The sequence below is a fragment of the Bradyrhizobium ganzhouense genome (assembly GCF_049949285.1).
Classification (GTDB): Bacteria; Pseudomonadota; Alphaproteobacteria; order Rhizobiales; family Xanthobacteraceae; genus Bradyrhizobium; species Bradyrhizobium ganzhouense.
Map to the genome: position 1 here is coordinate 4,642,950 of NZ_CP181318.1, position 21,803 is coordinate 4,664,752.

Below are 21,803 nucleotides of genomic sequence, written 5' to 3' on the forward strand. Positions count from 1 at the left end.
GCGACGGGACCGCGCGAAGTGCGCGGCCCGGAGAGCCCGGAATCCATCGGGCGGCAGAGTCTGAGGTGAAATGGATTCCGGGTGCGATGCTGCGCATCGCCCCGGAATGACAACAAGAAGAATACGGGGAAGCGCAAATGTCCGAACTGTCCTCCGTGAAGGCTCTGGTGTTCGACGTGTTCGGCACCGTCGTCGACTGGCGCACCAGCCTGATCACCGATTTCATGTGGTGGGGCAGGCAGCGCGGCATCAGCGCCGACTGGACCGCGCTCGTCGACGGCTGGCGCGCCGTGTACTCGGCCTCGATGGACGACGTGCGCAAGCATCCCGAGCGCGGCTATGTCATGCTCGACGATCTGCATCGCCGCTCGCTGGAGAAGCTGGTCGAGCAGTTCGCGATCAAGGGCCTCACCGAATCCGATCTCGATCACCTCACCAAGGGCTGGCACCGCCTGCATCCGTGGCCCGACAGCGTCGCCGGCCTGACGCGGCTGAAGACGAAATTCGTGATCTCGCCGCTGTCGAACGGCAATGTCGCGCTGCTGACCAACATGGCGAAGTTTGCTGGGCTCCCCTGGGACCTCATCATGTCGGCCGAGCTGTTCGAGCACTACAAGCCTGATCCCGAAACCTATCTCGGCGCGGCGCGATTGCTATGCCTCAAGCCGGAAGAGGTGATGATGGTCGCCGCCCACAACTACGACCTCAAGGCGGCGCAGAGCTACGGCTTGAAGACCGCCTTCGTCGCGCGGCCGACCGAGTACGGTCCATTTCAAAAGATCGATTTCGAAGCCACCGGCCAGTGGGACATCGTGGCGAAGGATTTCGGCGGCGTCGCCGATCGGCTGGGGTGCTAGGGGCGCGAGAGTTCACAGCTCGGCGGCAAGCTGCACCACCTGTTCGCGCAGCCACGCGTGGGCCGGATCGTGATCGTAGGACGCATGCCACAGCAATGAGACCGTGACATCACGCAGCTCCACGGGGAGGGGGCTGAGGCTGAGCCCGAGCTCGGCGGCGAAGCGGCGCGCCAGACGCGATTGAATGGTGACGATGACAGGTGCGCGCGCCACCAAGGACGGGACCGTCAGGAAGCGTGGCGTGGTGAGGGCAATCGAGCGCGTCAGCCCAAGCTTGTCCAATGCTTCATCGACGATGCCGCGGACGCTGCGCCCAGGCCTGAGGCTGGTCAGCACGTGCGGGATTCGAACATAGTCCTCAAGCGAGATCGGGGCTGTGATCCCCGTCTTCTCGGCATTGAACATGCAGAGATAGCTCTCGGTGAACAGCTTGCGCCGCTTGTGGTGGACTTGTCCCTGCTGGAAGGCATCGTAGCCGATGGCGATATCCATCTCGTCGGAATCGAGATCCTCGAGCAGTCGCGACGCGTCGAAATTGTAGAGCCGGAGGTGAATGCCGGGTGCGACCTCGCGCATGCGCGCGAGCAGCGACGGCATGAACAGGATCTCCATGCTATCAGGCAATCCGAACCTGAACGTTCGCACCGCCGTTGCCGGATCGAACGCCCGCTCGCGTGACACCAGTGCCTCGGCCTGCGCCAGCATGGCCTGCACCGGCTCGAACAATATCGCCGCGCGCGGCGTGAGGCGCATGCCGGCAGGCCCCTTGGTCAACAACTCGTCGGAGAACAGTTCCCGCAGGCGCGCGAGGTTATGGCTCATCGCCGATTGGCCGATGCCGACGCGGGCTGCCGCTCGTGTCACGCTTCGTTCGGTCAGAAGCGCGCCGAGATGTACGAGCAAATTCAGGTCGATACGGCTGAGATTGACAGCATCGATACCCATTATCGACCCCATCTGTTTGATCGATGATCCTAGCCGACCCATGTCCTGCGGCAAGGGAGCAGACGGGCGTCCCGCCCGCCGCCCAAGCCAACGGAGGGTCTGATGTCGATCCGCAAAACACTTCTCGCAGCCGCTTTCACCGTCGCGTCACTGGGTGCTGCCCACGCCAGCGATCTGAAGCCGATCGAAGGACGAAGCGTCCGGCTCGGCGAGTTGTCCGGCGTCACCTATTACACGGTCCAGCCTGATGGATTCCGCGTCGTCACGACGCTCGCGCAGGGCGAGACCGGAACGCCGGTCCGCGTCGTGTCGGTCTTGGCGCCCGGTCAGCGCGTCGTGCTCTCGACGCCGACCCAGGCAGGCGCACTGGAAGTCAGCCGAACCGGGGACAGCCTGCTCATCCGCAATGCGAATGCGGCCACGAACTGAACCCTGGAGCCCCCAGATGTCCACGATCCGCCTTCATCGAACCACCACCCTGACGCCCTCGCAGTACATTGCCGGGCTGATCGACTTCGGTCCGGGCCGTCAGAAAGTGTTCGGCAACAGCGCCGATGAGGATCTCGAACTGCATCATCTCGGTCTCACCGACGCCGACGTGACGGAGGGCTCGCGCGGCATTTGGGAGCGGCTGCGTTACGACTGGTCCAACCCCAACCGCGTCGTCCTGACCACGACTGATTCCAACGTTTGGGGCGGCGCTTCGGGCCACACCTACACCTTCCGTCGCCGGATCGATGGCATGACCGATATCGAATTGATCGTCGTGCGCGAGGGCAAGAACCTCAAGGGATGGCTCCTCGGCCTCGTGCTCGGGACGATCGGTCGAAGCGTCCTCAAGACGGCATTCGAAAACTCCGTCAAGGCGATCGAGCTCCGGCACGGTGTCGCAAACCGTCCCGGTCGGGCCGCCGCATAGTCCGGGTATTGCGGTATGCGAGGCAATCTAAATTGTATCGAGTACAATATTTGGATTGTACCGATCAATAGATCGGATCATTGTTGAGTTAAAGAGCAAATTGCACCGGATGTGCTCGGTGGCACTCGGTGGCAGCGGAGCAACGACAATGCACCTCAGTTATCTCGATCTGTTTCTGGCGTTCATTGGATTGACCTTTGGAGTGCCCTCTGCGCTGCCCGGCGCTTTCTTTGATAGCAAGGACAGTTCGCATCCAGGGTCGCGGGCGGACTGAGCGCGCTAATCGGAAGAGGGCGCCGGACTCACGCATGACGGAGACGCGCAAGTGGAGTTGACGGTCTCGACTATCATCGTCGCCTTTGCGGGCGTGTTTCTGATCTGCTTCATGAAGGGCGCGTTCGGCGGCGGATTCTCCATCGTCGGGATTCCGCTGCTGTCGTTCGTGATGGACCCGGTGACGGCCGGCGGACTGCTCGCGCCACTGTTCATCGCGATGGACCTGTTCGCGCTGCGCTACTGGAAGCCCTCGACCTGGTCGAAGCCCGACCTCGTGCTGCTGTTGCCCGGGCTCGTGGTCGGCATCGGCCTCGGCTATCTCCTGTTCCGCGTGCTCGACCATCGTGCGGTTGCGATCGTGATGGCGGTGGTCACGCTGATCTTCGTCGGCCTGTGGTTCGTGAGCGATCCGAAGGTCGCCATTCGCCCGCGTTCGACGCCGAAGGCGGTTGCGGCGGGTCTCGCCTCTGGCGTGACCACCATGGTCGCGCATTCCGGCGGACCGCCGCTGGCGATGTATCTGCTGCCGCTTGGCCTCAGCAAGGAAGTCTATGCAGGGACGACAAGTCTGTTCTTCACCGTCGGCAATGCGACCAAGGCGGTGCCGTGGCTGCTGCTGGTGCGGCCGGCCGGCAACGTCTGGATCGTGATGGCGGTGTGCCTGCTCGCCATTCCCTCCGGCGTGTGGCTCGGTTGGCGACTGCACGGAAGGCTCGACCAGCAGCAGATCTATCGGGCCTGCTACGGCTTGCTGGTCGTGACGGCGTTGAAGCTGCTGTGGGACGGTGTATCCGGCTATCTCGCCTGAGATGGAGGAGGCGGCCTCCGGCCCTCAAATCCTCCCGAATGCGACCGTCGCCTTGTCGTAGGCGCCGTCGCCCATCGTGCCGGCTTCGAAGATGCCGTGTTTCTCGATCCAGTCAAACGACTGCTCGTAGATCTCACGCGAATAGGGTTCGAACACGATCCGCTCGCCGGGCCCCCAGCGCCTTGTGTCCATTGCGGCGTGGAAACGATCCGGAAATTCATTCTTGTAGTAGCGCGTGAAAAGCTCCGGACGCAGGTCGATGTCGCGCTGGGCTTTCTTCAGCGCGCGGAAGTAGCGCTTGATGTCCTCGGGCGCCGGATCGCCATTGATCATGGACGCGATCATGAACGTGGTGTCGATGATCTTGCGGTAGCCGAGCTGCTCGGCGAAATAATAGGGGCCGTTGAACAGCGAAGCCGCCTCGCTCTTGCCTTCGAACAGCAGCTCCATCCGGCGGAACAGCATGCCGTCCTCGAAGGTCAGGTTGATCTGGCCCGGCGCCAGATACGGCTCGAGCGCCTGGATCGTCGAATAATGGCTGCCTGACTGGAAGCCGACCGAGATCGGCACGCCGGCAAGATCGGCCGGCGTGCGGATCTTCGAGTCCGCCGCAACGAAGATGCCTGAAGGCGCGACCGAATGGACGTCGGCGTAGAGCTTGGCGTGGCCGTTCGAGGCGGCGACGTTGACGGTCCAGTGGCAGGCGCAGCTGACGTCGGCCTTGCGGCCCTTCTCGATGCTCTGGAAGGCACCTTCATTGACCTTGTTGTGGTGCTGGCCCTCGGTCGAACGGATCAGCTCGCGGAACTCGTAGTCGAGCCCTTCGTCGCGGAAGTAACCCTTCTCCTCGGCCACCCATTCCTGAAGACGGAAATGAGACTCGATCACGAATTTGGTCATGGCGTCCTCCGTGTCTGCGTGGCCGTTCGGCTCCGCGATTGACCAAAGGATAGCAAAGGGCGAAGCTCAATCCATGGCCACGAAGGAATGTTTCACATGTCAAAAATGGCATCATCCGGAATCGACTTTCGTGACTTGCGCGTGCTCGATGCGCTGATCCGCGAGGGCAGCATCACGCGCGCGGCCGTGAGCCTCGAGACCACGCAGCCGGCGATCAGCAAGCTGCTGGCGCGGTTGCGGCTGCGCTTCGACGATCCCCTGTTCGTGCGGCGCGGCAGCGGCGTGCAGCCGACGGCGCGCGCCGTTGAGATGGCAGCGCAGATCCGCGCCTTGCTCGAGATGGCCGACCGGTTGTGGCAGGAGCGGCTGCCGTTCGATCCCCGGAAATCCGAGAAGACCTTCAGCCTGCTGTTGACCGATGTCGGCATGGTGCGATTCCTGCCGCCTTTGATTGCGCGCCTTTCCGAACTCGCACCGCGCGTTCAGGTGCGCGCAATCCCGCTCGACTCCCGGTACTTCGCCCTCAAGCTCGAGTCGGGCGAGGCGGACCTTGCGCTCGGCGCCTTGCCGCGCGCGGCGGGGCATCTTCGCTCCCAGCGGCTCTATTCGGACGGCTACGCGAGCGTCGTGAGGCGAGGCCATCCAAGGCCGGCAGCGGCGCGCACGCGCCGGGGATTTCTCGACGAGAAGCATATCCTGATCACGGCGTCCGAGACCGGGCATGCGGCTCATCTCGAGACGCAGCGCGTGCTGACGGGGACGATCGCCCGCGCCAACATCCTGTTGCAGGTGCCGAGCTTCATCGCAGGCGCGATCGTGGCCTCGCAGACCGATGGGGTCGCGACCTTGCCCGCCAATCTGGCCGCCATCGTCGCCGAGCCGCTCGGGATGACCGTGTTCAAGACGCCGGTGCCATTGCCACGGATCGAGATCGCCCAATATTGGCACGAGCGCTACCATCGCGATCCCGCTCACCGCTGGCTACGGTCGATCACGCTCGATCTGTTCGGCAATCGCGCCTAGCAGGGCAGCCTGCTCACGCAATCTTCAGCGTGGGCTCATTCGCCTCCGTCTCCGCAAATCCCGCTTGCAACACCTCTTCGCGCTTGTGGCGCAGATGCGCGCGCAGGATGTGGGAGAGGCCGGCGCCGTCGCGGCGCTGGAGCGCGTTCAGGATGGCTTCGTGCTCGCTGACGGCGAGCGCCCAGCGTTGCGGCGTCATCGGCGTGACGTAGCGCGCACGCCGGATCCGCGCGGTCACTGACGCATAGAGTCCCGTGAGCACGGGATTGCCGGCTGCGTTGACGATTCCCTCGTGGATGGCGCGGTTGCCGCGATAGTACTGGATCAGATCGCCCTCGCGATAATGCTGCACCATCGCTGCGTGCGCAGCCGCGATCTCCGCGATCTCGTGATCGGCAATGCGCTCGCAGGCGAGCTCGCCGGCCAGGGCCTCGAGACCCTGACAGACCTCGAAGAGGTCGCGCATGTCCTTGTCGGTCAGTTTTGCTGCGCGCGAGCCGCGATGGGGCAGGAGCTGCACGAGGCCCTCGGCAGCAAGCACCTTGAGCGCTTCGCGCAACGGCGTGCGCGAGATATCGAGCCGCTCGCACAGCTCGCGCTCGGGGATCCGTGCGCCCGGCGGGATCTCGCCGTCGAGCAGAATGTCGCGGATGCGGCCGACAACCTCCTCATGCAGCATGGGATATCTCTATTTTTGAATGCAAAATTGTTCTAATGGACGATGTAGCAGCAATTATATCTTGTAAATTCCAAATTTTGCATTCAAAAATACAAAAAACAGGAAGGACCGAGGAAATGGACCAGGCCGTAGCGGCGGACGACCTCGTATTTGAATGCAAGGACGGCATCGGGCGGATCACCTTCAACCGCCCGCAGGCGCGCAACGCCTTTACTTTCGCCATGTACGAGCGGCTCGCCGCCGTTTGCGAGCAGGCCAATGACGATCGCTCCATCAAGGTGCTGGTGCTGCGCGGGGCCGGCGACAAGGCCTTCGCCTCCGGCACCGACATCAACCAGTTTCGCGAATTCAAAGCGCCGCAGGACTCCATCGACTACGAGAACCGCATCGACCGGGTGCTGACCACGCTCGAGCAATGCCGGGTGCCGACGATCGCGGCGATCAACGGCTTCTGCACCGGCGGCGGGGCGGGCATTGCCGCGGCGTGCGATCTGCGCATCGGCACGCGCAGCACAAAAATCGGCTTTCCCATCGCTCGCACGCTCGGCAATTGCCTGTCGATGTCCAATGTCAGCCGTCTCACGGCACTGATCGGGGCTGCGCGGGTCAAGGATTTGATCTTCACCGCACGCCTCGTCGATGCGGCGGAGGCAGCCAGCGTCGGGCTGCTGGGTGAGGTCGTCGACGATCTCCCGGCGCTTGACAAGCGTGCCGACGAGGTCGCGCGCCTTGTGGCCAGCCATGCACCGCTGACGCTCAACGCGACCAAGCAGGCAGTGGCCCGCCTGCAGCGGCGGCTGACGCGGGACGAGGGCGAAGACCTCATCCTGATGTGCTACACGAGCCAGGATTTTCGCGAAGGGCTCGATGCTTTCCTCAACAAGCGCGCCCCGCAGTGGCGCGGTCAATAGGACGCCCGATGCAAAGCGATCGATCGCAATCCACTTCACACCGCTCCGGGCCGCTCGCCGGCCTCAAGGTCATCGATCTCACCCACGTCATGGCGGGGCCGACCTGCACCCTGATGCTCGCGGACATGGGCGCCGATGTTATCAAGATCGAGAAATCGCCGAACGGCGATGACACCCGCCATTCGGTCCCGCCCAAGATCGGCGACGAGGCGGCCTCGTTCCTGATGATGAACCGCAACAAGCGCGGCATCGTGCTGGATCTGAAGACCGACGGGGGCAAGGAGGTACTGCGGCGGCTGATCGCAGACGCCGACATTCTGGTCGAGAACTTTGCGCCGGGCGCGATGGAGCGCCTTGGGTTCGGCTATGAGGAGCTGCACGAAAAATTCCCGGCGCTGATCTATTGCTCGCTGTCGGGATTTGGCCGCACCGGTCCCTACAAGCACCGTCGCGGCTTCGACCTGGTCGCGCAGGCCATGAGCGGCATCATGAGCTTTACCGGCGAACGCCCCGATGGCCCGCCGGTGAAATGCGGCCCGCCGCTGTCGGACATCACCGCCGGCCTGCTCGCGAGCATGGGGATTCTCGCCGCCTACACCCATCGTCTGAAGACCGGGGAAGGGCAGTGGGTCGAGACCTCGCTCTACGAGGCGGCGCTGGTGCAAACCTATTGGCAATCGACCATCGCACTCGCCGCCGGCACCGCGCCGCGCGCGATGGGTTCGGCGCATCCGCTCAACGCGCCGTATCAGGCATTTGAGGCCTCGGACGGCTGGCTCGTGGTCGGCGGGGCCAACAAGAAGCACTGGCTGTTGATGCTGGAAGCGCTCGGGGCGAGCGACTTGGCCGCCGATCCACGCTTCGTCACCGGCGCCGATCGCATGGCGAATTTGAAGGAGCTTGAAGCTGTCCTCAGCGAACGCTTCCGCACGCAGACGCGCGCGCATTGGCTCGCTGCGCTGGACGAGAAGGGCGTGCCGTGCGGCCCCGTGCACGACATGCTGGAGGCGCTCAGCGATCCGCAGACGCTGGCGCGCCAGATGGTCGTCGAGGTCGAGCATTCCACGCTCGGTCCGGTCAAGACGATCGGGCTGCCGGTCAAGTTCTCCGAGACCCCGGGCAAGGTCGTGTCCGGCGCGCCCGTCTATGGCGAACATACGCGCGAGGTGCTGGCTGAGCATGGGTTCGACGAAAAGCAAATCGAAGCGCTCGAGAAAGACGGCGCGATCGTCTCGGCATCCAGGGAGCGCATGGAACGCGTCGCCTGAACGGACGTCGAGACGACTGATCAAACAAAACAGAAAAAATCAGTTGGAGGAAATCATGCGTGGGACGTCTCTATTCCTGTTGTCGGTCAGTGCAGCCGTGCTCGGTAGCGCCATGCCGGCGTGTGCGGCCTGGCAGCCGCAGAAGCCGATCGAGTTCGTGGCGACCGCCGGTCCTGGCGGCGGCACCGACAACATCGCCCGCGCGGTGCAGAACATCATCACCAAGTACAAGCTGACTGACCAGCCGATCGTCGTCGTCAACAAGGCCGGCGGCAGCGGCGCCGAAGGCTATGTCTACGGCAAGGCCTCTGCCGGTGATCCCTACAAGGTGATCTTCGGCACCTCGAACGCCTGGCAGCAGCCGCTCGTCTCCAAGGTTGCCTTCAACTACACCGATCTCACCCCGATCGCGGCCATGGCGCAGGATGAATTCCTGCTCTGGGTCAAGCAGGACTCGCCCTACAAGACCGCCGGCGACTATCTGAAGGCGGCCGCAACGGGCGACTTCAAGATGGGCGGCGCGCAGTCCAAGGACACCGACGAGGTGCTGACCCGCATGATCGAGAAGGCCGGTCATGTGAAGCTGACCTACATCCCCTTCAAGAGCGGCGCCGAGGCGGCCGTGCAGCTCGCGGGCGGGCACATCGATTCCCATGTCAACAATCCGAGCGAGAGCCTCGGGCAATGGCGCGGCGGCACCCAGCGCCCGCTCTGTGCCTTCAGCCCGAAGCGGCTGCCGCAGGGCGCCAAGATCACAGCGACCGAAGGCTGGAGCGATGTGCCGACCTGCGTTGAGCAGGGCCTCGACATCGCCCAATACGAGCAGCCGCGCACGGTGTGGCTGCCCGGCAAGGTCACGCCGGAGCAGGCCGCGTTCTATGTTGACCTCATGAAGAAGGTGCAGGCGACGCCGGAGTGGAAGGACTACATCGAGAAGTCCTCGCAGATCGACACCTTCCTCACCGGCGCCGAGCTCGACAAGTTCATCAAGGAGGACCTTGAGCACCTCAGGCAGGTTGCGAGCGAGCAGGGCTGGCTGGTCAAGTGAGGAGGGGCCGTTGCATCGGCGGTGATCGCGTGGGTCGGACCTCCGCCGTCGTCCCGGCGAAGGCCGGGACCCATACCGCGTGATCTCTCGATGAACGGCAGTCGCCGTACCGGCGTGGATTCAACGTCTAGTCTTCGCCAAACTTTTCCCTGGGGTTATGGGTCCCGGCCTTCGCCGGGACGACACCGAACGTGGGGAAAGTGTGTGTGTCGAAACTGGCCACTGGACTTGGCCCGCGACTGGAGCCTTCGATGATCTCGCGACGCGCCCTCGAATTTGCGACCGCCATCCTCACCGGCAGTTTTGGTGTTGCGGTGGTGGTCCAGAGCCTGGACAACGGCATCGGCTGGTCGAGTGCGGGCGTGGATTCCGGCACATTCCCGTTTCTGACCGGCATCATCATCGTCGCTGGCAGCCTCTACAATCTGGTGCGCGGCGTGATGCCCGCCGCTTCGCTGGCCAGTGTGCCCATCGCGATCACGTCCATTGAGCTGCGGCGGCTGGCGGGCCTGTTCGTGCCGGCCGCGATCTTCGTTGCCGCCATCCCGTTGCTCGGAATGTATCTGACGTCGGCAGGTTACGTCTTCGCGGTGCTCGCGATCCCAAGGCATCAATCCGTGGCTCGCGCGGCGATGACGGCGGCGGCAACGGCGCTCGCGCTCTATGTCGTGTTCGAGCGCATGTTCCAGGTCAGTCTGCCGCACGGCGCGCTCGCCGCTGCGCTCGGGTTCTAGGGGGAGCGGGCGATGGATAATCTCCAGGAACTCCTTCACGGCTTCACTATCGCGGTCACGGTGCCGCATCTGGCCTTGATGGCCGTCGGCGTTCTGCTCGGCATTCTCGTCGGCGTGCTGCCGGGGTTGGGTGCGCCGAACGGGGTGTCGCTGCTGTTGCCGCTGACCTTCGGCATGCAGCCGGTCTCGGCGATCATCCTGCTCTCCAGCATGTATTGGGGTGCGCTGTTCGGGGGATCCGTGACCTCGATCCTGTTCAACATTCCGGGCGAGCCGTCTTCGGTCGCGACCACCTTCGACGGCTATCCCATGGCGCGCGACGGACGGCCGACCACGGCGCTCGCCACCGCTTTCGGCTCGGCCGCGTTCGGCGCGCTGGTCGGCGTCATCCTGATCACCTTCCTGGCGTCATGGGTGGCGCAGGTCGCGCTCGCCTTCGGGCCAGCGGAATATTTCGCGGTCTATTTCCTGGCTTTCGCGAGCTTCGTCGGCATGGGCGGCGCGGCGCCGATCAAGACCGTGGTGGCGCTCGCGATCGGCTTTGCGATCGCCGCGATCGGCATCGACACGGTATCCGGCAGCGTCCGTCTCACCATGGGCGTCGACGAGCTGGTCAAGGGCGTGAATTTCGTCGTCGCGGTGATGGGCCTGTTCGGCATCGGCGAGCTCCTGGTTGCGGTCGAAGAAGAATTTCATGCCCGCGCCGTCTCCTCCAAGATCGACTGGCGCGAGGTGTTTCGCGCCGTCGGCCGGCTGCCGCGCCATAGCGTTGCGTTGTTACGGAGTGCTGCGATCGGCTGCTGGATGGGGATCACACCAGGCGGCCCGACCGCGGCGTCCTTCATGAGCTACGGCATCGCCCGTCGATTCTCGCGTCGCGGCCGCTATTTCGGCACAGGCGAGGTCGAAGGCATCATCTCGCCGGAGACCGCCGACCATGCCGCCGGCACCAGTGCGCTGTTGCCGATGCTCTCGCTCGGTATTCCCGGCTCGGCCACCGCGGCGGTGATGATGGGCGGGCTGATGATCTGGGGCCTCAATCCCGGGCCGATGCTGTTCGTCGACCAGAAGGACTTTGTCTGGGGCCTGATCGCCTCGATGTATGTCGGCAACATCGTCGCGGTTGTGCTCGTGCTGCTCACCGTGCCGGTCTTTGCCGCCCTGATGCGAATTCCCTTCGTGATCATCGCGCCGCTGATCGTGATCATCTGCGTCGTCGGCGCCTATTCGGTGTCGAACTCCTATCTCGACGTGGTGATGATGCTCGGTTTCGGTATCGTGGGCTATCTCTTCAAGAAGCTGTTCTATCCGTTGGCCCCGCTGGTGCTCGCGATCGTGATCGGCGACAAGGCCGAGGATGCGTTCCGCCAGTCGATGCTGATGTCCAAGGGATCCCTGGGCATCTTCTTTGCCAACAAGCTGGTGACGTGCCTGGTGGTGGCCGGCATCGCGCTGTTGCTGCTTCCGCTCGTGTTGCAGCTCGCGCGGCCCTTTCGCAAGAGCGAGTCCCCGGCCACTGAGACGCCGGCCCAGGAAAAGGTGATCATATGACCGCAAAGCCGCTCATTGCTCTCGCGATGGGAGACCCCGCCGGCATCAGCCCGGAGCTGACCGCCAAGCTCGTGGCACTCGATGAGATTCGTGCGCGTTGCCGCCTGGTTGTGATCGGCGATCGCCGCATTTTTGATGAAGGGGCACGTGTTGCCGGCGTTACGCCGGAACTGGCGAAGGTGGAGAAGGGCACCGACTTTCGCGCAGCGAAGGGCGATGCGCGGTTCCTCGATCTCGGCCATCTCGATCCTGGGGATGTCGAGCCGAAGACCGCGACCCTGGCCGGCGGACAATTCGCCCTGACGAATTACCGCCACGCGCTAGAGCTTGCCCGCGACGGCCGCGTCGACGCCGTCTGCTTCACGCCGTTCAACAAGCAGGCGATGCGGTATGCCCGCGCCGACTATGACGACGAGATCGCGTTCTCCGCGGAAATCGCCGGCCTCAAGACGCCCGCCAGCGAATTCAACGTGCTCGGCGAGCTCTGGAATGCGCGGGTCACCTCGCATATTCCGCTCAAGGACGTCGCTTCAAAGCTCTCCGGCGAACGCATCCAGCGCGCGCTGAAACTCACCGATGCCTGCATGCGCAATGCCGGCTTTGCGCGGCCGCGGATCGCAGTCGCAGGCCTCAATCCGCACGCCGGCGACGGCGGTAATTTCGGCCGTGAGGAGATCGATGTCATCGCGCCGGTCGTCGCGGCCGGTCAACGCGAGGGCATCGCCGTGGAGGGCCCGTTTCCCGCTGACACCGTATTCCTGCGCGCCAAGGCCGGCGCCTTCGATGCGGTGCTGACGATGTATCACGATCAGGGGCAGATCGCGATGAAGCTGATGGGGTTCGATCGCGGCGTGACCTTGCTTGGCGGCTTCCCGTTCCCGATCTGCACGCCGGCGCACGGCACGGCCTACGACATCGCGGGGCAGGGCGTCGCATCGACCGGCGCCAGTCGCGCCGCGGTGCTGCTGGCGGCGGAGATGGCGGCGCGGCGTGGCGCGTGATTGGCACAAAACCTCAGGCTTTTGCGAGCCATGTCGCGAGCGGCGTTTTTCCGAGCCGCGCTTCGCCGAGCGGCACTAGCGAGGTGTCGTCAATCGCGACGCCGTAATACTGTGCCTTTGGATTGCCCACCACCGGACGGCCGTCACCAGACGCCTTCAGCCGCCGCGCGACGAACTCATTGAAGGGAGCCTTCTCGGGGCCTGCGATGTCGATCGTTCCGTTCAACGGTCGTCCCGTTGCAATCTCGGCGAGGCAATCGACCACGTCGTCGGCCGCGATCGGCTGAAACAGCGCCGATGGAACGACGATCTGGCCCCCGGTTGCACCGGCGTCGGCAATGGCGCCGAGGAATTCAAGGAACTGGGTCGCGCGGACGATCGAGTAGGGGATCGAAGACGCCTTGATGATGGTCTCCTGCGCCAGCTTGGCCCGAAAATAGGCAATGTCGGGCGAGCGGTCTGTCCCCACGATCGACAGCGCCACATGATGCTTGACCGCGGTTGCGGCCTCGGTCGCGACGAGATTCTGGCTTGAACGCTCGAAGAACTCGAGCACGGCGGCCGGCTCCCACGACGGCGCGTTGGCGACGTCGACCACGACATCCGCGCCGGTCAGCGCCGCCGCGAGTCCTTCCCCGGTCACGGCGTTCACACCCGATCTTGGCGAGGCTGCGATGGCCTCGTGGCCCTGCTGCTTGAGTTTTGCTACGAGCTTGGATCCAATCAGTCCGGTTCCGCCGATCACGACGATCTTCATGGCATCTCTCCTCAACATTCCCGGAACGTGAGTTGATCAAGGCCAGCGGATGCTCACGCTCTCACGTTGGTGACCGTGATGCGAGGTGCATCTTAACAAAGTTGTCGGGCGCGCTCTTGCCTGTAACGGACCAAACCTGCCGGAATGCGCTTCAGAAACGTGCGTTCCGAGAAAAGTCGGTAAGGGACCATTCCCTTTGGCTCGAACAGCCATCGGATGCTGCGCGGAACGATCGCTATTGGCGGGCCATTATCCGGCCGCAGCCAGGTAAAGCTGCGTATCAAAATAATCCGACGCATGCAGCGCGTTGGTGACGCCTGCATCGGTCATGAAGAAGTCGCTGACCTGCTGCAACCATTTCACCACGGTGCCGTCAGCATAGAGCCGCCGCCATTCGCGCGCGGAGTAGAGTTTTTGCGCCTTGAAGGCTTCCGTGATGTCGGCAGGGCGCGACGGCTTGTAGTGAGCCTGGAGCGCCTCTGCGGCAGAGGCGGGGTTGCGGACCATGTGGTCGTTCGCATCGATCCAGCCGCGGATGATCCGGCTCAGCACGTCCTTGTTCCCTGCATAATAGTCCATCCGTGCCGCCCAGCCGCTGAGCACGGCGGATTGCGGATAAAAGGCGGAGGCATCGACCAGCTTCACGGCGTCGGGCAGCGCCTCGCGTACGGCAACATTGAACGGCACCCACAGCGCGACGGCCGGCACCTCGCCGGCGATGAACGACTTGACGGCGTCGGGCATGCTGGCGTTGACGATCTCCACCTCGGACGTGGCGATGTTGTTGGCCCGCAGCGCCCGGTCGAGAAAGATGTGCGCGGTCGTCTTCTTGGTCGTCGCGATCCGTTTGCCCCTGAGATCGGCGAGCTTGTTGACCCCGAGCGACGGCCGGACCCAGAGCTGCGCGGTCGCGACCTCGATGCCGTTGATGAGAAAGCCCCGGCCTTGGCCGAGCGCCAGATAGTTGGAGATGACGCCGCCGCTCGAGGCGACGTCGAGCTCGCCGCGTATCATCGCCTCGAACACTTCGGGGCCGGTGTTGAATTCGTGCAGCTCGAAATCGATGCCCTCGCGGTCGAACGAGCCGCGATCCAGCCCGGTCCAGATGTGCCCATCCACGGCGACGACATGGAGATAGCCGAGCCGGATTTTTCTCCGTGCCTGCGCGATGGCGGGCCTGCCGAGCACCGAGGCGGCCGCCAGCGCCGTGCCATGGCGCAGCAATTGCCGGCGGCTGACAGGGCGGGCGCTCATGCCGCAGCTCCCGTATTCCGGCCCGCGGCGCGAAAACGCTCGGCGTGAAACTGCGCGATGCCGTCCCTGGGATAGTCGAGCAGGAAGCCGGAGAGCCGGACCAGCGTGGTGTCGGCCCCGCCATCCTGCGCGATCGATGCAAATACCTCGTCCCAGCGTTGGCACATGGTGATCTCGGCCTCGCTGGCCTGTGCAAGCTCGCCGCGCAGCTCGCTGACCTCGATCGGTTCGGCAAATCCCTTCGGCGTGATGCTGTCGACGCTGCGGAACAGGAACGCATGGCCCACGCGCGCGCGGACCGCTGCGCTGACCAGCACGCGGGTGCCGTAGTTCTTGTTGAGGCCTTCCAGCCGCGAGGCCAGGTTCACGGTGGCGCCGAGCGCGGTGTAGTTCATCCGGTCGCTCGAACCGACATTGCCGACCACGGCGTCGCCGACATGCAGGCCGTAACGCGTCTCGTAAGGCGGCCAGCCCTCGCGCCGAAACTCCTTGTTGAGGGCCTCGTTCGCCGCAAGGCAGGCGAGAACGGCGCGGCAGGCGTTGGCCGTATGATCGGGATCGTCCGCCGGCGCATTCCAGAGCGCCATCACGGCGTCACCGATATATTTGTCGACAGTACCCTGGTGCCGCATGATCTCGTCCGAGAGCGCCGCGAAATAGCGCGAGGTGTAGATCATCACCTGCGACGGATCGGCCCGCTCCGTCTTGGCGGTGAAGTCGGCAACGTCGGTAAACAGCACCGTGACCTCGCGCCTGCTGCCGCCGAGACGCAGCGACGAGCCAGTCTCGATCAGCTGCCGCACGATCGGCCGCGGAATGAAGCTGGCAAAGCTGCTGACCACGCTGCGCATGGTAAAGACCGAGCGGCCGAGCTCCTCGATCTCGGCGATCGCGGAATGAATGCGCGGCCGTTCTGCGATGTCGAAGCGCTGGATCGCGTCGGTCTCCTCGACGAGCTTGCTCAGCGGCTCTGCCATTCGCGACCCCAGCCAGAACGCGAACGGCAGCGTGGCGCCGACGAAGGCCAGCGCCAGCGCGAACAGCGTGCGGCGCTCGTTGATGATCCGGGCGTAGAACTCGTCGAGCGGCGCGACCAGTGCGAGCCGGACATTGGCCGAGCCCGTCGTATCGAGCCGGTGGACCGCCGCGACATAGGTCCGGCCCGCGGCATCGTCGAAGAATTGCTGCGCCGGCCCGTTGTCGCGCCAGGAGCGGATGATCGGGACCAGCGCGGGCAGCTTGAGCGCGCCGATTTGCGGCAGGTCGTCCTGCCGCTCCGGGAAATCAGCCATCAGGCGGGTCATCTCCGGATGGCCGACGATGCGCTCGGCATCGTTGAACAGGAAGGCGAGCCCCGATTGGCCGAGCCTCTGCTCCGACAGCATGTTCTCGAAGCGGTTCAGGAGCACGTCGCCGGCAACAACGCCGCGGCGGCCTTCCTTCAGGGGCGTTCGCAGCGTGTAGCCGGGCTCGCCCGTAGCGTAGAACACGTAAGGCCCGGTCAGCAGCGTCTTGTCGTTCTTGAACGCCTCGACATACCAGGGCCGCTGCCGCGGGTCGTAGCCGGTGGGGCCGGGGACCTCCGCGACCTCAATCAGGTTCTCCGACAGATATTGCGTGACCGGCGCGGCTCCAGCCATGCGCGAGATCAGGACGAGCCGGAACGCCGCATCCTGGTCGACCTTCAGACCCGCGCGGAACGCCGGCTTGGCGCGGTCGATCACGTCCATCTCGATGAACGAGCCGTCCTCATAGCCGACATAGAGATTGAAGAGCTGCGGATTGTTGCGCAGCATCGCCGCCATCAGACTGTACAGCCGGGTATTGTCCGCGATATCGGCTTCTTGGATCGACGGGATGCCGGACAGAATGTCGAGATTGTCGCGCACATTCTTGAACTGCTCGTCGACATGGTCGGCGCCCAACTGCGCGACCTTCTCGATGAAGCTAGAGGCCGCCGTTCGCGTGATCGCGGTCACGCGCTCAAAACTGAGATAGACCAGGGTCAGGCCCACGAGCAGCACGACGCCCACGAACACCGTGATGATCGATGTCTGGAAGCCGATGCGAAATTGCTTGCTGGTCTTCTCTCCCGTCATCGGAGCTGCGCTGTGCCTCCGTCAGAATTTTCGAACGATGGGTTTTGTTGCGGCCGGCTCGGGCGCGGCCGGCGAGACCGAGAAAGTGACCCAGGTCGACCAGCTGTTCGGCCGGTTCTCCGTCTCGAGGTCCTTGTAGCCGCGGATGTTGAGATAGCCCTGGTAGCCGTCGGACATCGGGATCATGAAGCCGATCTGCGGACCGATGCCGACCGCCTGGCCGCGGAAGCCGCCGAGCTTGGCGCCGGGACCGGTATCGTCAGTGATCTGCTGGAGGAAGTAGCCGGCGATGCCGACATGGACATTCTTGCTCACGAATTGCGAGGCGGCCCAGTCGACATGGAAATCCATGCCGTTCTGGTACTGCAGCGCGCCGTTCATGAAACTGTAGGTGAGGCCGCCGACGATGGAGAATTCGTGGCCGCTCTTCGGGTCGAGATAGGTGTAGCCGGCACCCGCATCGATCGCGGGGAAGCCAAAGCTCAGATTCGCGAGCCGGCTGGAATCATAGGTGCCGCTCGGGATGTTGCCGGTGACGTAGACCATCTCGTTGTGGACGCCCTGGTTCCATTTCAGCGTGCCCTGGTAGAACACGTCGGTCAGCGTGGTCCGGTTGTCGTTGACGCCGCCTGAAATGGCGTTGCCGCGTGGGCCGGTCAGCGTTGCGTCGATGCCGACGCCGATATTGCCGGGGGCGGTGAGCACCGTGAAGGCGGCCTGGCCGCCAAGCACCGGCATCGCCGAAGTGTAGGTGATGCCCATCACGAAGGCATCGGCATGCGCGTTGAGGCCGGCGGTCACCGAGCCGGGGATGCCGCCGCTGGTGACGAAGTTCTGGCCGCCACCGGCCTTGTCGTTGAGGTGAATGTAGATCGTCGAATAGGCCCATCCCGGCGTCACCGGCACGGCGGCGAGGCTGCCGAAAATGCCCGGAAGCCAGAAGCTGACGCCGCCGGCGGCGGCGAGGGCAGGTTGGCTGGCGAAGCCGGCCATAGCCAATGCAGTCGCCAGCCCGACCTTGTGAATGTGTCCCATTATGTCGTGTCTCCCCATTTCTCGTCACGTCATCCACCCAAACGCATCACGCCCGTCCAACTGCACTACTTCGTGGCGCCCCCGATCGTCGTCGCGACACGCTCGACATCCGGCAGTTTCCAGCTGTGGTCGAACAGCGGCTGCTCGGGTCCGTAGAGGCGGAACATCAGTTCGAACTTCCGCACCGGATCGGTCGGCACCCAATTGGATTCCTTGCCCTCCGGCGCCTTCGGGCCGAAATAGACATCGACCGACCCGTCGGCGTTCTTCTGGATGCCTGGGCTGATCGAGGCGCGGCTGGCGCTCGGCATGTTGCGTACCAGCGCGTGCGTCTCGCGGTCGTAGACCGTCGCGGACCAGTATTGCTTGACCGGTGCGTTGGCCGGCACGGTCAGGCGGTAGGTGGCGGCGCCGTCGAACGGCTGACCGTTCTTGTCCTTGTTGGCCATCAGGTAGAACTGTGCGGTTCCGAGCCGCTTGATGCCGGTGAATCCGAGCGTGTAGGTGACGCCGCGCATGTCGACCGGATAGACGTTCGGATCGGCGTACCCAGTGCTCGTCGCCTTGACCATCTCTGCCACCGCAGCCGGAAACCAGCGGATGCCGGGATTGATCACGGGAAAGCCCGCGTCGTAGGTCTGTTCAAGTATCGTGTGGGCTTCGCGGGCGGCCTGATCGAGCAGCGCAACGGTTTTCTGATCCGGATTGAAGGCCTTGCCCTTCACAATGCCGATGCTCGCGAGCTGATCGATCATGGCGCGATCTCGATCGAGCCACGGCTCGTTCTGCACCACGCGGTCGAGGTTGCGATAGAAGCTCGCATCATAGCGGATCGTGGAATCGAACGGCACGTCGTAGGCGTCGGTGAAAGTGGTTTGCGGCGGATCCTTGGCCTGCGCGAGCGGATAGACCTTGATCTGCTTGCCATAGGCGACCGACTTCGCTACGTCGGCATCGCTGTGGCTGGCGAGATTGGCGCGCAGCAGTGCGAAGCCGCTGAATGTATCGGACTGCAGCGCGATGTAGCCGGCCGGCACGTCGCCCTTGTAACCCGGCGGCAGGATCAGGTACTTGCCGCCTTGCCCCTTGTCGGCGCCGTCGGGCCCCGCATCCTCCAGCGGCATCTGCCACGCCGTGACGATGTTGCCGGCGATCGAGCCGCCTTGCGCCGGCGGAATCTCGACTACGATCGGGCCGTCCTTCACGTTCCAGAACGACATCAGGTAGATCGAATCCGGATTGGGCGTCAGCGTCTGATTTTTCCAGTTGACCGGCTTCGACCAGTAGATGATCTCGTTCGGCTTTGCCTGGGTCGTCCTGAGCATGGTCTGGAGCATGAGATCGGCATTCACGGCCGGCATCGCCCAGATCATCGCCTCGACCGCGCGACGCTGGATGCTGCGCGCGGCAATGTCCTCCGGCGACAGGCTCTGCGCATGAGCGCTCGCGGTCAGCAGGAGAGCGGATATAGCCCCAATGATTGCTCGTCTCACGACATTCTCCATCTCTTCGATTTAGCCTACCGGCTTCGGTTCGGGGAATTTCCACTTGCCGTTCAGGATATCAGGACGCGGCCGGTAGAGCCGCACCGTGTAATTCCAGCCCTTCATGACCGGCAGGCAGTTCGGGACCTTGCCGTCGCAGCCTCCGAACTGGACTACCGTGGAGCCGTCCGCCGATTTCGCTGCGGTCAGATTGTTGAGCGAGTAGGCGTCGTACGGGTTCTTCTCGAAATATCCATCGGCGTTGTAGAGGCTGATCGACCAGAAGCCGTCGACCGGCACGTTGCCGGGAACGGTCAGCTTGTAGACCGTGTTGCCGTCGTTCTTCTCGGGGGTGACGCTGAGATAGGTCGCGTCTTTGTCGGGATTGCCGCCCCAACCCGCGGCGGTTGCGATCAGATGCCGGACCGGATCGACCTGTCCTTTGGCGCCAAACGCATTCTTGAAGCCGGCAGTTGTCGAAGACAGGACGAGAAGGGCGTCCCGCACTTTCTTCTGACTGACCGGATCCCAGTTCGGTATCTCGAACTTGCCGGGGGCCTTCTGGCTGATCGTGATGGCGTCCTGGAGCGCGTGGACCTTCTCGACGTCGTTCGGATCGTTCGGATCGACCAGAGTCCGCAGCGCAACTAGCATGTAGCGCGTTCCGGCCTTGGCTCTGTCAATCGTGTAGCGGCCCGCGCCGTATTCGACCTTGCCGACGACATAGTGATCCTCATTGATCAACTGCATTGAGCGGAACCGCTTGCCGGCATCCGGCAGTGTGATCGTTGCCGGTCCGGCATCGAGGTCGAACACGACCGACGAGTACAGTGTGTCGCGGTTGGTTCGGATGACGGGTTGTTTGTCGATCTGCATCGGCTCGCGACGATGATTGAGCTTGCCTACCCCGCTGGCTTCCTTGACACCGTTGCCGAAGTACAGATCGGACTCCGCGCGGGCGAAATTGTCGACCGTGACCGGAACCGGCGACTGCGCATGCGCGGCACCGGTGAGAAGGAACAACGAAGCCGCCAGAAGTTCTCTTTTCATTGTCTGCTCTCTGCTCAGAACGGATTGACGTAGTTCAAGATCGCGACCTGCCGCAGGATGACGCGGCGGACGATATGGGTCGGCTTGACGCGGTCGGTGTAGATCGCCGCCGTGCCGGCACTGCCGGCAGGCAGGCGCTTGACGAAATCGGCATCGTCGAGCCTGACGCGGACGACGAAGGGCGCAGCCTCGATTGCTCCCGGCATCACGGCCGTGCCCGACGTTTGCGTCTGTCCTGGCGCGATTGCCTGCAGCACACTCTCGACCTTGCCGGAAAAGATCTGCCCCGGTGCGAATTTGAAAGTCGCCTCGACCTCCTGGCCGGGCGCGACGTAGCGCGCGTCGATCTGGTTGATCTCGACGCCGATGATGGTGCTGGACGTGTCGATGAAGGCCATCACCGGCGATAGCGGTAGATTGGCGACGCGGGCGCCCTTGCGCAGCGCGAGGTTGGTGACGTAGCCGTCGGCCGGCGCGCGCACCACTGTCTTGTCGAGATTCCACTGTGCCGCTTCGAGCTGGCCGGAGAGCTGGTCGGCTTCGGATTGCCGCTGCTCGACATCGAAGCCGCGGCCGGCGTCGCGCTCATAGAGCTGTGTCATCTGGCCGAGCCGCGTCTTGGCGAGCTTGAACTGCGCGTCGATCGCCTTGACCTGCGCCGCGTAGGGTGTCGGATCGATCTTGAACAGCACGTCGCCGGACTTCAACGGCACGTTGGCGACAACAGGGACGTCCGTTACCTCGCCGGCGACATTGGGCACGATCGCTACGGCATTGCGCACCACCAGCGCGTTGCCTTGCGGCGCGCCCCATCCCATCGGGATCAAGAGCCCGAACAGCAGCAGCACCAGTACGATCGCCGGCGACGCCTTCCAGAACAGGTTGAAGCGCACGATCCCGAAATGCACCAGCAGGAAGAGCAGCACGAGGTAGATGTTGATGATCGCGACGCCCATCACGCATCTCCGGCTTTGCGCGAGGGGACGTCGACATAGGCCCAGATGAAGGCGAGGGGCCACAGCGCGAAGCCGAAGAACAGCGTGATCCAGCCGGCCACCGTCACCGCCTGCGCGTAGGGATGGCCGCGCGATTTCGCGATATGGCCGGGCAACCAGCCGGCGATGCAGATCACGCCGACCGCGCTGGCGAGCAGGATCACCAGCACGATCCAGGCGAAGATGTCGTAACCGCTCATGACGGTTGC

Annotated in this window: 22 protein-coding genes; 11 read left to right on the plus strand and 11 right to left on the minus strand. The window is 64.0% G+C overall.

Going from position 1 to position 21,803, the window contains the following annotated elements; translation table 11 throughout:
* Nucleotides 1-137 precede the first annotated feature (137 nt).
* Entirely contained in the window at nucleotides 138-857 is a 720-nt protein-coding gene (locus ACLFLU_RS21220) for a haloacid dehalogenase type II (protein WP_426406830.1), read from the plus strand.
* Nucleotides 858-869: 12 nt separating this feature from the next.
* On the opposite strand, the gene ACLFLU_RS21225 is transcribed toward ACLFLU_RS21220, so the two are convergent.
* Nucleotides 870-1,802: a LysR family transcriptional regulator gene (locus ACLFLU_RS21225; RefSeq protein WP_426406831.1), complete on the minus strand. Its 933-nt coding sequence runs from the start codon at nucleotides 1,800-1,802 to the stop codon at nucleotides 870-872.
* Between the two features lie 102 nt (nucleotides 1,803-1,904).
* On the opposite strand from ACLFLU_RS21225, the gene ACLFLU_RS21230 reads away from it, so the two are divergent.
* The 3 genes from ACLFLU_RS21230 (at nucleotide 1,905) to ACLFLU_RS21240 (ending at nucleotide 3,805) form a co-directional block, all read left to right on the plus strand.
* The gene (locus tag ACLFLU_RS21230; protein ID WP_426406832.1) at nucleotides 1,905-2,231 is read left to right on the plus strand and encodes a hypothetical protein; all 327 of its coding nucleotides are present in this window, start codon (nucleotides 1,905-1,907) and stop codon (nucleotides 2,229-2,231) included.
* A gap of 16 nt (nucleotides 2,232-2,247) precedes the next feature.
* Nucleotides 2,248-2,721, plus strand: coding sequence for a hypothetical protein (locus tag ACLFLU_RS21235; RefSeq protein WP_426406833.1), 474 nt, complete (start codon nucleotides 2,248-2,250; stop codon nucleotides 2,719-2,721).
* 325 nt (nucleotides 2,722-3,046) lie between these two features.
* Nucleotides 3,047-3,805, plus strand: a complete 759-nt coding sequence (locus ACLFLU_RS21240) for a sulfite exporter TauE/SafE family protein (protein WP_426406834.1) — start codon at nucleotides 3,047-3,049, stop codon at nucleotides 3,803-3,805.
* A gap of 24 nt (nucleotides 3,806-3,829) precedes the next feature.
* Here the strand turns inward: ACLFLU_RS21240 and ACLFLU_RS21245 are convergent, their stop codons facing one another.
* The gene (locus ACLFLU_RS21245; RefSeq protein WP_426406835.1) at nucleotides 3,830-4,705 is read right to left on the minus strand and encodes an ABC transporter substrate-binding protein; all 876 of its coding nucleotides are present in this window, start codon (nucleotides 4,703-4,705) and stop codon (nucleotides 3,830-3,832) included.
* Nucleotides 4,706-4,801: 96 nt separating this feature from the next.
* Here ACLFLU_RS21245 and ACLFLU_RS21250 point away from each other — a divergent pair, with 96 nt between their 5' ends.
* Nucleotides 4,802-5,728, plus strand: a complete 927-nt coding sequence (locus tag ACLFLU_RS21250; RefSeq protein ID WP_426406836.1) for a LysR family transcriptional regulator — start codon at nucleotides 4,802-4,804, stop codon at nucleotides 5,726-5,728.
* A 13-nt stretch (nucleotides 5,729-5,741) separates the two neighbouring features.
* Here ACLFLU_RS21250 and ACLFLU_RS21255 read toward each other — a convergent pair whose 3' ends face one another.
* The gene (locus ACLFLU_RS21255) at nucleotides 5,742-6,407 is read right to left on the minus strand and encodes a GntR family transcriptional regulator (protein WP_426406837.1); all 666 of its coding nucleotides are present in this window, start codon (nucleotides 6,405-6,407) and stop codon (nucleotides 5,742-5,744) included.
* A gap of 116 nt (nucleotides 6,408-6,523) precedes the next feature.
* Between ACLFLU_RS21255 and ACLFLU_RS21260 the strand changes: the two genes are divergently transcribed.
* The 6 genes from ACLFLU_RS21260 (at nucleotide 6,524) to ACLFLU_RS21285 (ending at nucleotide 12,920) form a co-directional block, all read left to right on the plus strand.
* Nucleotides 6,524-7,318 (plus strand): enoyl-CoA hydratase/isomerase family protein, encoded by a 795-nt coding sequence (locus ACLFLU_RS21260; RefSeq protein WP_426406838.1) that lies wholly within the window; start codon nucleotides 6,524-6,526, stop codon nucleotides 7,316-7,318.
* Nucleotides 7,319-7,326: 8 nt separating this feature from the next.
* Nucleotides 7,327-8,586, plus strand: coding sequence for a CaiB/BaiF CoA transferase family protein (locus ACLFLU_RS21265; RefSeq protein ID WP_426406839.1), 1,260 nt, complete (start codon nucleotides 7,327-7,329; stop codon nucleotides 8,584-8,586).
* 55 nt (nucleotides 8,587-8,641) lie between these two features.
* Nucleotides 8,642-9,634 carry a Bug family tripartite tricarboxylate transporter substrate binding protein gene (locus ACLFLU_RS21270; RefSeq protein WP_426406840.1) on the plus strand — a complete coding sequence of 331 codons (993 nt, stop codon included), beginning with the start codon at nucleotides 8,642-8,644 and terminating at the stop codon, nucleotides 9,632-9,634.
* A 251-nt stretch (nucleotides 9,635-9,885) separates the two neighbouring features.
* Complete coding sequence (locus tag ACLFLU_RS21275) at nucleotides 9,886-10,368, plus strand: tripartite tricarboxylate transporter TctB family protein (RefSeq protein WP_426406841.1); 483 nt, start codon at nucleotides 9,886-9,888, stop codon at nucleotides 10,366-10,368.
* Nucleotides 10,369-10,380: 12 nt separating this feature from the next.
* The gene (locus ACLFLU_RS21280) at nucleotides 10,381-11,919 is read left to right on the plus strand and encodes a tripartite tricarboxylate transporter permease (RefSeq protein ID WP_426406842.1); all 1,539 of its coding nucleotides are present in this window, start codon (nucleotides 10,381-10,383) and stop codon (nucleotides 11,917-11,919) included.
* The gene (locus ACLFLU_RS21285) at nucleotides 11,916-12,920 is read left to right on the plus strand and encodes a 4-hydroxythreonine-4-phosphate dehydrogenase PdxA (RefSeq protein WP_426406843.1); all 1,005 of its coding nucleotides are present in this window, start codon (nucleotides 11,916-11,918) and stop codon (nucleotides 12,918-12,920) included. The genes ACLFLU_RS21280 and ACLFLU_RS21285 overlap by 4 nt, the downstream gene beginning before the upstream one ends.
* Before the next feature lie 13 nt (nucleotides 12,921-12,933).
* Here ACLFLU_RS21285 and ACLFLU_RS21290 read toward each other — a convergent pair whose 3' ends face one another.
* The 8 genes from ACLFLU_RS21290 to ACLFLU_RS21325 all read right to left on the minus strand — a co-directional run bounded on the left by ACLFLU_RS21290 (nucleotide 12,934) and on the right by ACLFLU_RS21325 (nucleotide 21,794).
* The gene (locus tag ACLFLU_RS21290) at nucleotides 12,934-13,677 is read right to left on the minus strand and encodes an SDR family oxidoreductase (protein WP_426406844.1); all 744 of its coding nucleotides are present in this window, start codon (nucleotides 13,675-13,677) and stop codon (nucleotides 12,934-12,936) included.
* 249 nt (nucleotides 13,678-13,926) lie between these two features.
* Nucleotides 13,927-14,931 carry an ABC transporter substrate-binding protein gene (locus ACLFLU_RS21295; RefSeq protein WP_426406845.1) on the minus strand — a complete coding sequence of 335 codons (1,005 nt, stop codon included), beginning with the start codon at nucleotides 14,929-14,931 and terminating at the stop codon, nucleotides 13,927-13,929.
* Nucleotides 14,928-17,030, minus strand: coding sequence for an adenylate/guanylate cyclase domain-containing protein (locus ACLFLU_RS21300; RefSeq protein WP_426406846.1), 2,103 nt, complete (start codon nucleotides 17,028-17,030; stop codon nucleotides 14,928-14,930). Before ACLFLU_RS21300 ends, ACLFLU_RS21295 begins: the two co-directional genes overlap by 4 nt.
* A gap of 21 nt (nucleotides 17,031-17,051) precedes the next feature.
* On the minus strand, nucleotides 17,052-18,065 hold the full coding sequence (locus tag ACLFLU_RS21305; RefSeq protein ID WP_426406847.1) for a SphA family protein: 1,014 nt from the start codon (nucleotides 18,063-18,065) through the stop codon (nucleotides 17,052-17,054).
* A gap of 65 nt (nucleotides 18,066-18,130) precedes the next feature.
* A complete protein-coding gene (locus ACLFLU_RS21310) occupies nucleotides 18,131-19,558 on the minus strand; it encodes a DUF1254 domain-containing protein (protein WP_426406848.1) in 1,428 nt (475 codons plus the stop codon).
* 21 nt (nucleotides 19,559-19,579) lie between these two features.
* The gene (locus ACLFLU_RS21315; protein WP_426406849.1) at nucleotides 19,580-20,599 is read right to left on the minus strand and encodes a DUF1214 domain-containing protein; all 1,020 of its coding nucleotides are present in this window, start codon (nucleotides 20,597-20,599) and stop codon (nucleotides 19,580-19,582) included.
* 14 nt (nucleotides 20,600-20,613) lie between these two features.
* The gene (locus ACLFLU_RS21320; RefSeq protein WP_426406850.1) at nucleotides 20,614-21,555 is read right to left on the minus strand and encodes an HlyD family secretion protein; all 942 of its coding nucleotides are present in this window, start codon (nucleotides 21,553-21,555) and stop codon (nucleotides 20,614-20,616) included.
* Nucleotides 21,555-21,794, minus strand: a complete 240-nt coding sequence (locus tag ACLFLU_RS21325; protein WP_426406851.1) for a DUF3302 domain-containing protein — start codon at nucleotides 21,792-21,794, stop codon at nucleotides 21,555-21,557. Before ACLFLU_RS21325 ends, ACLFLU_RS21320 begins: the two co-directional genes overlap by 1 nt.
* Between the last annotated feature and the right edge of the window lie 9 nt (nucleotides 21,795-21,803).

Excerpts from the sequence above, each read along its gene's own strand:
- ACLFLU_RS21225 (WP_426406831.1), bottom strand. The coding sequence starts at position 1,802 with ATGGGTATCGATGCTGTCAATCTCAGCCGTATCGACCTGAATTTGCTC.
- ACLFLU_RS21295 (WP_426406845.1), bottom strand. The coding sequence starts at position 14,931 with ATGAGCGCCCGCCCTGTCAGCCGCCGGCAATTGCTGCGCCATGGCACG.
- ACLFLU_RS21270 (WP_426406840.1), top strand. The coding sequence starts at position 8,642 with ATGCGTGGGACGTCTCTATTCCTGTTGTCGGTCAGTGCAGCCGTGCTC.
- ACLFLU_RS21320 (WP_426406850.1), bottom strand. The coding sequence starts at position 21,555 with ATGGGCGTCGCGATCATCAACATCTACCTCGTGCTGCTCTTCCTGCTG.
- ACLFLU_RS21275 (WP_426406841.1), top strand. The coding sequence starts at position 9,886 with ATGATCTCGCGACGCGCCCTCGAATTTGCGACCGCCATCCTCACCGGC.
- ACLFLU_RS21300 (WP_426406846.1), bottom strand. The coding sequence starts at position 17,030 with ATGACGGGAGAGAAGACCAGCAAGCAATTTCGCATCGGCTTCCAGACA.
- ACLFLU_RS21265 (WP_426406839.1), top strand. The coding sequence starts at position 7,327 with ATGCAAAGCGATCGATCGCAATCCACTTCACACCGCTCCGGGCCGCTC.
- ACLFLU_RS21290 (WP_426406844.1), bottom strand. The coding sequence starts at position 13,677 with ATGAAGATCGTCGTGATCGGCGGAACCGGACTGATTGGATCCAAGCTC.
- ACLFLU_RS21235 (WP_426406833.1), top strand. The coding sequence starts at position 2,248 with ATGTCCACGATCCGCCTTCATCGAACCACCACCCTGACGCCCTCGCAG.
- ACLFLU_RS21250 (WP_426406836.1), top strand. The coding sequence starts at position 4,802 with ATGTCAAAAATGGCATCATCCGGAATCGACTTTCGTGACTTGCGCGTG.
- ACLFLU_RS21315 (WP_426406849.1), bottom strand. The coding sequence starts at position 20,599 with ATGAAAAGAGAACTTCTGGCGGCTTCGTTGTTCCTTCTCACCGGTGCC.
- ACLFLU_RS21325 (WP_426406851.1), bottom strand. The coding sequence starts at position 21,794 with ATGAGCGGTTACGACATCTTCGCCTGGATCGTGCTGGTGATCCTGCTC.
- ACLFLU_RS21305 (WP_426406847.1), bottom strand. The coding sequence starts at position 18,065 with ATGGGACACATTCACAAGGTCGGGCTGGCGACTGCATTGGCTATGGCC.
- ACLFLU_RS21255 (WP_426406837.1), bottom strand. The coding sequence starts at position 6,407 with ATGCTGCATGAGGAGGTTGTCGGCCGCATCCGCGACATTCTGCTCGAC.
- ACLFLU_RS21260 (WP_426406838.1), top strand. The coding sequence starts at position 6,524 with ATGGACCAGGCCGTAGCGGCGGACGACCTCGTATTTGAATGCAAGGAC.
- ACLFLU_RS21285 (WP_426406843.1), top strand. The coding sequence starts at position 11,916 with ATGACCGCAAAGCCGCTCATTGCTCTCGCGATGGGAGACCCCGCCGGC.
- ACLFLU_RS21245 (WP_426406835.1), bottom strand. The coding sequence starts at position 4,705 with ATGACCAAATTCGTGATCGAGTCTCATTTCCGTCTTCAGGAATGGGTG.
- ACLFLU_RS21280 (WP_426406842.1), top strand. The coding sequence starts at position 10,381 with ATGGATAATCTCCAGGAACTCCTTCACGGCTTCACTATCGCGGTCACG.
- ACLFLU_RS21220 (WP_426406830.1), top strand. The coding sequence starts at position 138 with ATGTCCGAACTGTCCTCCGTGAAGGCTCTGGTGTTCGACGTGTTCGGC.
- ACLFLU_RS21230 (WP_426406832.1), top strand. The coding sequence starts at position 1,905 with ATGTCGATCCGCAAAACACTTCTCGCAGCCGCTTTCACCGTCGCGTCA.